Genomic DNA, 8500 nt, shown 5'->3' on the forward strand with positions numbered 1-8500 from the left:
GTGATTCAGTCCTCTCTTACCACCTGGCTCGGTTTCTTGTCGGGCCGCAGCCCCCGCCAGCTGGGCTGGCGCAGCCGCCCATCCGAGGTCCACTCGCTGTACCGGACTTCCCCGACCATCGTCGGCTCCACGAAAGTCACGGCCTTGGAGTCGCGGGCGGGAAGTGTTACGTCGAAAGGGGATTCGTCGGTGTGCAACGGCGCCAGCGTTGTCTTAAGGTTGGCCAAGTCCCGTTCGGTGAACCCGGTACCGACCCGGCCAGCGAAATGCAGTCCGCCCGCGGTGGGAATGCCCATCAGCAGCGAGCCGATGCCGCTGGTGCGCCCACCCTCGCCGGCGCGCCAACCGCCGATGACGACTTCCTGGGTGTTCCAATATTTGTGCTTGACCCACGATGCCGAGCGGCGACCAGGCTGATAGGTGGAGTCGCGTTTCTTCGCGATCACGCCCTCCCACTGGTGCTTACGCGAGTAGTCCAGCGCCTCGGCGCCGTCGCCGGGCAACAGGTCGGGAACGATCAGACTGCCTGCGCCGGCCAAGGTTTCCAGCAACTGCCGCCGGTCCCGGTAGCGGGCTCGCAGCAACGACCGCCCGTCCAGATACAGCAGGTCGAAGGCCCAGAACTCGATGCGGGTGGCCCGGGACCGGTTCTGCATTTCGGTGAATCGCGGCACACCGGAGGCGTCCAGGGCGACGACCTCGCCGTCGAGGACGACATGATGGTCGCCGAGATCGTCAGCTAGAGAGGCTAATTGCGGGAATTCTTTGGTGACCTCGCGCCCACTGCGTGATCGCAGCCGCACCTTGCCGTGGTCGGCATCGACCAATAACCGGTAGCCGTCCCACTTGCCCTCGAAGGCCCACTGCGATGCCTTCAGGTTCGCCACCGAACCATGAGTCGCGAGCATCGGGGCCAGCTCGTCAAACTGGAATACCTTCTGGTCCTTCATCCGATGGGCTAGCCACTGGTCGCCATTGGTCTGAATCAGCGCGTAGCGCCCCGAGATTCGCTCGCCGTGCAGCGTGACGATGACCTCCCCGTTTTCGCCGGAGTCGCGGAACTTTTCCGTGTCGTAGGTGCCGGAGTCCCAAATGATTACCTTGCCGGCACCGTACTCCCCTTTCGGGATGGAGCCTTCGAAGCTGCCGTACTCCAGTGGATGGTCCTCGGTGTGCACCGCCAGGTGATTGACCGCGGTGGTTGTGGGCAGGTTCTTCGGCACCGCCCAGGACACCAAAACACCGTCGCGTTCCAGGCGAAAGTCGTAGTGCAGCCGACGGGCGTGGTGCTCCTGAATAACAAATGTATTACCCTCGCCCGAAGACGGTTTGGCGCCCGGCACTGGCTCGGGTGTTTTCGACGCGTCGCGCATGCTGCGGTACTTGGTCAGCCGATCCGGGGTCTTCACATCAGCATCCAGCGGCGCCAGCAGGTCTCCGTCACGCTCGACCCTCTTCAGCACCTCGTCATAGCGCAGCTGGCGAAGCTTCTTGTCGTCGAGCTCCTCCCAGCTGCGCGGCGCGGCGACAGTCGGAAACTCCCGGCCGCGCAACGAATACGGCGCGATGGTGGTCTTCGAACCGTTGTTCTGGCTCCAGTCCACGAACACTTTGCCCGCTCGCACACTTTTGGTCATCGTCGAGGTGACCAGCCTGGGCATCGACTTTTCCAGTTGCTGCGCAACACGTTTGGCCAGCACCACTGCGCCGCGACTGCTCACCGGCTTGTCCAGCGGGCTGTACAGATGCAGCCCCTTGCTGCCGCTGGTGAGCGGAAACGTGGTCAAGCCGATGTCGGCGATCACGTCGCGGACAGCACGCGCCACCTCGGCGAGCTGAGCCATCGTCACACCCTCGCCGGGGTCGAGGTCAAACACCAGCCGTGTCGACGGGCCGGGCTTGAGTTTTTCCCCGCCTCGCGTCCATTCGGCGACGAACCGCCACTGCGGCACGTGTACCTCGAGTGCGGCCTGCTGGGCGATCCACGCCAGCCCGTCGACGCTGTCGATGATCGGATAGGTGGTCGTCCCGGACCGGTGCGTAACGCTTGCGCGGGGCAGCCAGTCGGGCGCTGAGGAGGCCAGCTGTTTTTCGAAGAACGACGGCTCGTCCACGCCGTTGGGCCAACGCTTCCGAGTGGCCGGGCGCCCGGCAATGTGCGGCACCATTACCTCGGCGATGCTGGTGTAGTAAGCGAAGATTTCGGCCTTGGTTGTTCCGGTTGTGGGGAAGATCACCTTGTCGGGTTTGGTCAGCTTCACCCGCGGCGCCATGTGATTTAATTTACGCTTTCCAGCAGCGAAAACGCCTTCTCACCACCAATTATCGTCATCGCCGTAAAATTCTTGTTGTCCAGCACACGAAAGGGTTAGAACCGGCGAACACATCGGGCACAGACGAGAATGTCCAATGTGATTCCCATAGTTCCTTGGCGTCCTAGAACTGGCGTTCCCTTGAGCAATGCGACACTGCGACTGCATTCGCAACGCATTGACGTGCCAACTTATGACCGGTCGGCCCTGCAACGTGGTGTCGTTCACATCGGCGCGGGTAACTTTCACCGCGCGCACCAGGCCGTTTACTTCGATGACCTTGCCTGCTTAGGCATTTCCCATGACTGGGGGGTCACCAGCGTCAGTCTTCGCTCCCGCGACGTCAAAGATGTGCTGTCCGCTCAAGATGGGCTTTACACCGTTGTGCAATGCGGCCACGACCGCCAAACTGCCCGCGTGGTCGGCTCGATCGGCTCCCTGCACTACGCGCCGAACGACGGCGCCGCGGTCCGCGCCGCTCTAGCTGATCCGCAAACTCGCGTCGTCAGCCTGACTATTACCAACAACGGATACTTTCTCAATCCAACTACCGGCGAGTTCGACGCTGACAACCCCGACGTCCGTGCCGATCTTGGAGCGTCGGATTGCTTTGCCACCGCGTGGGCATACCTGGCCGAAGCACTCGACCAGCGTCGCCGCGCCGGTATTGCCCCGTTCACCGTGCTCTGCTGCGACAACATTGCCGACAACACGCAAGCGGCGCGGACCGCGCTGGTGTCGTTCGCTGCGTTGAAAGACCCTGGGCTGGCCCGCTGGATCGACACACACGTCGCATTCCCGTCGACGATGGTCGACCGCATCACCCCGCAGACCTCGAACTCGGAACGCCAATTCGTGGAGCAAACATTTGGCGTTGCCGACAAGTGGCCGGTGCTGACCGAACCGTATCGCCAATGGGTCATCGAGGACACCTTCAGCAACGGCCGCCCTCCGCTGCATGAGGTCGGCGCCCAGTTCGTATCCGATGTTAGCGACCACAAGCTAGTCAAAACCCGCCTGCTCAACGGGACCCACATCGCGCTCGCGTGTCTGGCCACGCTGGCCGGCTACCAGCGCACCGACGAGGCGATGAACGACCGCGTCATCTTTGAGTACGTCGAGCAGCTCATGCGTGATGAGATTCAGCCACTGCTACCGGCGGTGCCCGGAATGAACACGCCCAGCTATCGCCAAACGTTGCTCGCTCGGCTCAGCAATCCCCGGATGAGCGACCAGTTGTCGCGGTTGGCTCGGCGTGGGTCGAGCAAAATATCGTCGTTTGTGCTGCCCTCCCTGCAGGAGGCGATCGCGCAGGGCAGACCGCACACTCTGCTGATGTTGGCTGTTGCCGGGTGGGCCCGTTATATGCGCGGCCACGACCTCAAGGGGCGGAAATTCCGCATCGAGGACTCGCAGGCGATACCGCTGACTAGGTTGGCGACCATGGCAGCCGACAATCCCGATCCGTTGCTGCGGCACGAAATCTTCACCGAACTACGCTTGGTTCCCGCCTTCGCGGAGTCCCTCGGTGACATGATTGCGAACATCGATGAGCACGGTGTGTTACCGACGATGCGTCGAGCGTTGCGGGAAGATGCGCGGGAGCTGGTGTCGTAATGAACCAGGGAATCAGCATTGTGCGCGAATTCGACCCTGCACCAATCACCACGTTGCTCTGCGACGCCGATGACAACCTGTTCCCTTCGGAGAGGGCGGCATTCGTCGCCTCGACCGAGGTGACCAATCGCTTCCTGGCCAGGTTCGGCGTGACCGCTCCGCTCAGCGCCGAGGAGCTGCGCAAGCAGGCCGTCGGGAAAAACTTCCGCACGACTGCTGTCGACCTGGCTGTGCAGTGCGAAGTGCCATTCGAGCAGACCCTGGCCCAAGGCCGTCCCGCAGCGGTTGTCGCTTCAGACAGCGATGTCGCAGCCGGCTGCGCGTTGTGCGCCGACGAACTCGAGCAATGGGTGCTCGAAGAGCGCCAACGGGTCACCGCTCATCTGGGCGTGACCTTGAAGCCAGATCCGCAGGTACTCGAACCACTGCGCGACCTCGCGTCGCAATATGCGCTGACGGCTGTCAGCTCCAGCGCTCTCAAGCGGTTGAATGCGTGTTTCACTGCGACCGGCCTGGATCCGCTCATACCGGTGGATGTGCGTTTCAGCGCGGAAGATTCCCTTCCCGTGCCGACAAGTAAGCCGGACCCGGCGGTGTACCGGCATGCCGGCCAGGAACTGGGCGTCGAGGCCCATCAAGGTCTGGCCATCGAAGACTCCGTGGCCGGCGTCACCTCCGCGGTCGCGGCCGGCTACCTCACCGTCGGGAACCTGATGTTCGTGTTACCCGACGAAAAGGATTGCCGCCGTGCGGAATTGATTGATGCTGGTGCAGTCGCGATCACCGATTCGTGGCGCGCTCTCGCTGATGTCCTGATGCTGTCGACTGTGACACACGGAGACTCCAGGCTCAGGTAGGCATCGTCACTCACGCAATGACGATTCGGGCCCCGGCCCGGTAGGAGCTGTGCAATCGTGATTAGCGCGATGAACCTGAACAACGCTGCGCTGACAAAGCTGCCGATCGCTACGCCGAGCTATGACCGCGGCAGCGTCAGCGTCGGTATCGCGCATATCGGGGCCGGTCACTTCCACCGAGCGCATCAGGCCATGTACATCGACCGGCTGCTACAGCGGGGCTTGGCGCGCGAATGGGGCATCTGCGGGGTGGGGGTGATGCCCGGCGACTGGACAATGCGCGACGTCCTGCGTGACCAGGAAGGGCTGTACACCCTGGTTCTGGAGAGCCCTGACGGCAGCCGGGACGCACAAGTGATCGGCTCGATCATCGACTACCGCTACGCGCCCGACGATCCGGAGGCAGCAGTGGAGTTGCTGGCCGCGGCAACCACCCGGATCATTTCGCTGACCATCACCGAGGGCGGTTACCGCGACCCCGACGGACCCGCGTTCGCGTTGATCACCGAGGCTCTGGCCAGGCGTCGCAGCCGCGGGATCGCCGCACCGACGATTGTGTCGTGCGACAACATCGAGAGGAACGGTGCGATCGCGCGGTGCGCGATCCTGACGAATGCCGAACAACGGGATCCCGGGCTCGCCGAGTGGGTGGCGGAACACACCCGGTTCCCGAGTTCGATGGTCGACCGGATCACCCCGGCCACCACACTGGAGATGGCCGCCGCCGTGCGGCGCGATTTCGGTGTCGACGACCGCTGGCCAGTGGTGGCCGAGCAGTTCGCCGCCTGGGTCCTCGAAGACGACTTCTCCGATGGCAGGCCGCCCCTGGAGAAGGCGGGCGTGCTGCTGGTCGCCGATGTTGGCCCGTACGAGTCGATGAAGCTGCGGCTGCTCAACGCAGGGCATCAGTGCCTGTGCTACTTCGCCCATCTGTGCGGCTTCGAGTTTGTCCACGACGCCGCCCGCGATCCCCTGCTTGCCGAATTCCTGTTGCGCTACTGGGATTCCGAGGCAACTCCCACCCTCAAACCGGTACCCGGTATCGACCTGCGTGACTACACCCGCACATTGATCGAGCGGTTCGCCAACCCAGGCGTGCGCGACACCGTTGCGCGGCTGTGCGCCTACTCGTCGGATCGCATCCCGAAATGGCTGCTTCCCGTTATCCGCGACAACCTGGCCAGCGATGGGCCGGTTCGGCTGGCGGCAGCGACAGTGGCCAGCTGGGCCCGCTACGCCGAGGGCGTCAACGAGTGGGGTGAGCCGTTTGAGGTGGTGGACCAGCTGGCGGACTCGCTGGTGCCGATCGCCCGGTCACAGCACGAGCATCCCACCGCGTTCATCGAGCTCACCGCGGTGTTCGGGGATCTTGCCCAACAGCCACGCTTTGTCCAGGCATTCAGCTGGGCGCTGGATTCGTTGCACCGCAACGGAGCTCGGGCGACACTGGAGGCATTACTGCGATGACCCGCGGGCTGGTGATCGGCGAATCGTTGATCGACATCGTCGAGCGCGACGAGCACGTCGGTGGCAGCCCGCTCAACGTCGCAGTCGGGTTGGCCCGGCTGGGCCGCGACGTTGATTTCCTGACCCACATCGGCGACGACCCACGCGGCCGGCGTATTGCTGAGTACGTCAACGCCGCGGGGGCGCACCTTGTTTCGGGAAGTCAATCCGCTGTCCGGACGGCGGTCGCGCAACTTACCGTCGACGAAAACGGGTCGGCTGACTATGTGTTCGATCTGGACTGGCAGCTTTCCGCCACACCGATGGTGGCACCGCCGCTTTTCGTGCACACCGGATCGATTGCCGCCGTGCAGGAACCGGGCTGCTTGGCTGTTGCGGCGCTTATCGACACCTACCATGTCTCGGCCACAATCACCTTCGACCCCAACGTGCGTCCGTCGTTGATCGTCGACCGAGATCTGGCCCGCGAACGCATCGAGCATCTCGTCGAGCGCAGCGACATCGTGAAAGTCAGCGAGGAAGATCTGTGCTGGATCGACCCGGAACGTCCGCCAGAGCAGATCGCGCAGACCTGGCGGACGCTGGGCCCCTCGGTCGTCGCGGTGACGATGGCTGACCGGGGTGCGGTCGCGGTCTGCGCGGCCGGCGAAGTTCGGGTGCCGGCCCGACCCGTGCAGGTGGTCGACACCGTCGGCGCCGGTGACGCGTTCACGGTCGGCCTGATCGACGCGCTGTGGGCGCAAGGCTTGTTGGGCGGGCAGCGACGTGGCGAGCTCGCCCGGATAGACCTGGATGCGCTGACGGCGGCACTCGAGGCGGCCAGCAACGCGGCGGCGCTCACCGTTGCTCGGGCGGGTGCCGACCTGCCGGACCGGGACGCCCTGCAAGCCGCCACACGTCAGCATTAGGTGCGTATCCGGATCGCCGTATGGGCATACTGACTGTATGCGTTCCATCTGGAAGGGTTCGATCTCCTTCGGGCTGGTCAACGTCCCGGTCAAGGTGTACAGCGCGACCGAGGACCACGACATCAAGTTTCATCAGGTGCACGCCAAGGACAATGGCCGCATCCGGTACAAGCGCGTGTGCGAAGTATGCGGCGAAGTTGTCGAGTACCGCGATATCGCGCGGGCATACGAATCCGACGACGGCCAGATGGTGGTGATCACCGACGACGACATCGCGACGCTGCCCGAAGAGCGCAGCCGCGAAATCGAAGTGCTGGAATTCGTCCCGGCTAGCGAGCTCGACCCGATGATGTACGACCGCAGCTACTTCCTCGAGCCGGATGGCAAGTCCACCAAATCCTATGTGCTGTTGGCCAAGACGTTGGCAGAGAGCGACCGGGTGGCGATCGTGCATTTCGCCCTGCGTAACAAGACCCGGCTTGCGGCCTTGCGGGTCAAGGATTTCAGCAAGCGCGAGGTGATGGTGGTCCATACGTTGTTGTGGCCCGACGAGATCCGTGACCCCGACTTTCCGGTGTTGGACAAGAAGGTCGACATCAAACCGGCCGAACTGAAGATGGCCGGGCAGGTAGTCGAGTCGATGGCCGATGACTTCAACCCGGACCGCTACCATGACGACTACCAGGAGCAGCTGCACGAGCTGGTTCAGGCCAAACTCGAAGGCGGAGAAGCGTTTACCGCCGAGGAGCAGCCGAAGGAGCTCGACGAGACCGAAGACGTTTCCGATCTGCTCGCCAAGCTGGAGGCCAGCGTCAAGGCGCGGTCGGACGGCGGGAAGCCGCCGGCGAAGAAGGCTCCCGCCAAGAAGGCTCCGGCTAAGCAGGCTCCCGCGAAGAAGGCTCCCGCGAAGAAGGCAGCCGCCAAAAAGACACCGGCCAAAAAAGCACCGGCCAAGGCGGGCTCCAAGTCCTGACCCCGCCCGCCTAGAACGGCGGTGGTCCGTCGGGGTCACCGAACGGTGCCGCGCGGGCTGATGTGTAGGCACGTTGCCGGGCCAGCCTGTCGTTGCGATTGCGGTTGCGCTCTGCGGTGATACGTTGCGATCGCTGCTGTGCCCGAGTGCGTCGACGAGTGGGCATCACGGCGGTGCGTTCACCACAGCGAACATCGGAAGTCGGTGTGGATTCGGGTAGATCACCAGTGGGAATCGTCAGCGCCGGAAACAGGATCGCGCTGCCGGGGCTGGTGACATAGATCTGCCCGGATGGCAACGACCAGATAACCGTACCGTCGGCCAACTGTTTGTCCCGCCATCCCCAAAAAGTCTTGAGCAGATGGT

Annotated in this window: 5 protein-coding genes and 2 pseudogenes; 5 read left to right on the plus strand and 2 right to left on the minus strand. The window is 63.6% G+C overall.

Annotated features, from left to right (window positions below; genetic code table 11):
* Positions 1-5 precede the first annotated feature (5 nt).
* Positions 6-2276 (minus strand): annotated as a pseudogene (locus VEI45_RS18950) (ATP-dependent DNA ligase); the annotation flags it as partial.
* Between the two features lie 126 nt (positions 2277-2402).
* Between VEI45_RS18950 and VEI45_RS18955 the strand changes: the two are divergent.
* The 5 genes from VEI45_RS18955 (at position 2403) to VEI45_RS18975 (ending at position 8134) form a co-directional block, all read left to right on the plus strand.
* On the plus strand, positions 2403-3929 hold the full coding sequence (locus tag VEI45_RS18955) for a mannitol dehydrogenase family protein (RefSeq protein WP_324855980.1): 1527 nt from the start codon (positions 2403-2405) through the stop codon (positions 3927-3929).
* On the plus strand, positions 3929-4786 hold the full coding sequence (locus VEI45_RS18960) for an HAD family phosphatase (protein ID WP_324855982.1): 858 nt from the start codon (positions 3929-3931) through the stop codon (positions 4784-4786). The genes VEI45_RS18955 and VEI45_RS18960 overlap by 1 nt, the downstream gene beginning before the upstream one ends.
* 69 nt (positions 4787-4855) lie before the next feature.
* The gene (locus tag VEI45_RS18965) at positions 4856-6253 is read left to right on the plus strand and encodes a mannitol dehydrogenase family protein (RefSeq protein WP_324855994.1); all 1398 of its coding nucleotides are present in this window, start codon (positions 4856-4858) and stop codon (positions 6251-6253) included.
* Positions 6250-7161, plus strand: coding sequence for a carbohydrate kinase (locus VEI45_RS18970; RefSeq protein WP_324855984.1), 912 nt, complete (start codon positions 6250-6252; stop codon positions 7159-7161). Before VEI45_RS18965 ends, VEI45_RS18970 begins: the two co-directional genes overlap by 4 nt.
* Positions 7162-7198: 37 nt before the next feature.
* Positions 7199-8134 (plus strand): Ku protein, encoded by a 936-nt coding sequence (locus tag VEI45_RS18975; RefSeq protein WP_324855986.1) that lies wholly within the window; start codon positions 7199-7201, stop codon positions 8132-8134.
* 10 nt (positions 8135-8144) lie between these two features.
* On the opposite strand, the pseudogene VEI45_RS18980 reads toward VEI45_RS18975, so the two are convergent.
* Positions 8145-8500: pseudogene (locus VEI45_RS18980) on the minus strand (hypothetical protein); the annotation flags it as partial.

This window comes from Mycobacterium sp., assembly GCF_035623875.1.
Classification (GTDB): domain Bacteria; phylum Actinomycetota; class Actinomycetes; order Mycobacteriales; family Mycobacteriaceae; genus Mycobacterium.